Below are 2716 nucleotides of genomic sequence, written 5' to 3' on the forward strand. Positions count from 1 at the left end.
GTAGGCGAGCTGGCGGGCGATCGGCGCGTCCTCGTCGTCCTCGCCGCCCAGCACGTCCCGCTGCCACAGCGCGAAGTCCGCGTACTGCACCGGCAGCGGCTCCCACCCGGGCGCCGCGCCGTCGAGCCGCGCCCGGTAGGCGGTGGCCAGGTCGCGTGCCAGGGGGGCCTGCGACCAGCCGTCCCCGGCGATGTGGTGCACGACGACGCACAGCACGTGCTCGGTGTCGGAGATCCGGAACAGCGCCGCCCGCACCGGCAGGTCCACGGCCAGGTCGAAGCCGGCCGAGGTCGCCGGCACCAGCGCCGCCTCCAGGCCCTCCTCGGTCACCTCGGTGACCGCGATGGGCACGGTGGCCTCGGCGGCCGGGACGATCCGCTGCCACGGCTCGCCGTCGGTCTCCGGGAACACGGTGCGCAGGGCCTCGTGCCGGGCCACCACGTCGTTGAACGCGGCGGTGAGCGCGGCCACGTCCAGCGCGCCGGACAGCCGTACCGCCAGGGGCACGTTGTAGGTCCCGCTCGGCCCCTCCATGCGGTTGAGGAACCACAGCCTGCGCTGGGCGAAGGCCAGGGGCACCCGCTCGGGGCGCCGGTCCGCCGCGCGGACCGGGGGCCGTCCGCCCGCCGACGAGCCCACGACCCGCTCGGCGAGCGCCGCCACGGTCTGCGCGTCGAAGATGTCCCGGAACGGCAGCTCGATGCCGAAGGTGGAGCGGACGCGGCTGACCAGCCGGGTGGCGAGCAGCGAGTGGCCGCCCAGGTCGAAGAAGCTGTCGTCGATGCTGGTGACGGGCTTGCCGAGCAGGTCGGCGAAGAGTCCGCACAGGGTCTGCTCGATGTCGTTGCGCGGAGCGCGCCCCGCGCTGTCGTGCGGCTCGGGCAGCGCCGCGCGGTCGACGCGGCCGTCCGCGGTGCGCGGCAGGGCGTCCAGGGTGACGCAGTGGGCGGGGACCGCGTGGTCGGCGAGGACGGTCGCGGCGTGCGCCCGCAGCGCGTCGGCGTCCACCGGGACCGCCGGGTCCGCGGGGACGACGTAGGCCACCAGGACGGCCGTGCCGGTGGGCCCGGGGCGGTCGGTCACGACGGCGGTGCCGACGGCGGGGTGCCCGGCCAGGACGTGTTCGATCTCGCCGGGTTCGACGGGCCGGCCGCCGACGGTGAGCAGGTCGTCGGTGCGGCCGAGGAGTTCGACCACTCCGCCGCGGGTGACGCGGGCGAGGTCGCCGGTGCGGAACAGGCGTGCGCCGGGCGGGCCGTAGGGGTCGGCGACGAACCGTTCGGCGGTCAGGTCGGGCCTGCCGGGGTAGCCGTGCGCCAGCTGCTCGCCGCCGACGTACAGTTCGCCGCTGCTGCCGGGGGGCAGCGGGGCGAGGTGGGCGTCGAGGACGTAGGCGCGGGTGGTGCCGACCGGGCGGCCCGCGGGCGGGTGGGCGTGTTCGGTCCCGCTGGTGCCGTTCCAGGCGAGGGCCGGGAACGACGCCTCGGCCGGGCCGTGCAGGACGTGCAGTTCGGCCCCGGCCGTCAGGGCCCGGAAGCGGTCGCGCAGGCCGGCGGGCAGGGGCTCGCCGCCGCACAGCACGCGGCGCAGGCCGGTGCAGCGGGCGGCCTCCGCCTCGGCGAGGAAGACGTCCAGCACCGACGGCGGGAAGTGGACCGTGGTCACTCCGGCGCGGTGGATCAGGCGGGCCAGGCGCACCGGGTCGCGGTGGCTGCCGGGCCCGGCGACCACCTGGGTGGCACCGGCGGTCAGCGGGGCGAACTGCTCCCAGACGGACACGTCGAGGTCCTCGGGCGCCTTGTGCAGGACGCGGTCGTCGGCGCCGAGCCCGTAGGTGTCCCGCGTCCACAGCAGCCGGCTCACGACGCCCCGGTGCGGCACGGTGACGGTCCTGGTTCCGGTGGTGCGGATCAGGTAGGCCGGTGCGTCCGGCAGCGCCGCGTCGGCGGTGACGGCCGCCGTTGCGGTGCCGGGTTCGTCGACCAGGACCGTGGCGGCCGTCGCGGGCAGGACGGCCGCGGCCTCCCGCGTCGTGAGGACGGCCACGGGCGTGGTGTCGCCCAGGACGCGGGCGATGCGCCCGGCGGGGTCGTCCGGCGCGACGGGCAGGCAGACCGCGCCGGATCGCAGCACCGCGAGGTGCGCGACGGTCAGGGCGGCGGAGCGCGGCACGGCGACCGCGACGACGTCGCCGGGGCGCACGCCCCGGGAGGCGAGCAGCGCGGCCAGCCGGGCGGAGCGCTCGTCCAGTTCGGCGTAGGTCAGTTCGGCGTCGTCGGCGACGATCGCGGGGCGGTCCGGGGTGCGGGCCGCCTGCGCCGCGAACAGCGACGGGATGGTCTCGTGCCGTTCGGGACGGTCGGCGGGCCCGGTGCCCTGCCGGCCGGGCAGCAGTTGCTGCCATTCGCGCGGTTCGAGCAGGTCGAGCCGGCTCAGCGGCATGGCGGGGTCGGCGACGGCCAGCGTCAGCATGCGCACCAGGCGCCGGGCGAGGACCGCGACGGTGTCCTCGTCGAACAGGTCGGCGCTGTACTCCACCGTCACCTCGACGCCCGCGGGCGCGCCCGTCGCGTCCTTGCGCTCGATGAAGTTGAAGCCGAGGTCGAACTTGGCGGCCCCGATCTCGCCGTCGATGGGGCGCGCGGTCAGGCCCGGCAGGTCCAGGGACGCCTCGGCGTTGTTCTGGAGCACGATCATCACCTGGAACAGCGGATGC

Annotated in this window: 1 protein-coding gene; it reads right to left on the minus strand. The window is 76.6% G+C overall.

From position 1 onward, the window contains the following. On the minus strand, positions 1-2709 hold a 2709-nt coding region (locus AB0M97_RS30725; RefSeq protein ID WP_365964255.1), incomplete at its 3' end, for an amino acid adenylation domain-containing protein. Between the last annotated feature and the right edge of the window lie 7 nt (positions 2710-2716).

This window comes from Streptomyces sp. NPDC051207 (assembly GCF_040682395.1).
GTDB lineage: Bacteria > Actinomycetota > Actinomycetes > Streptomycetales > Streptomycetaceae > Streptomyces.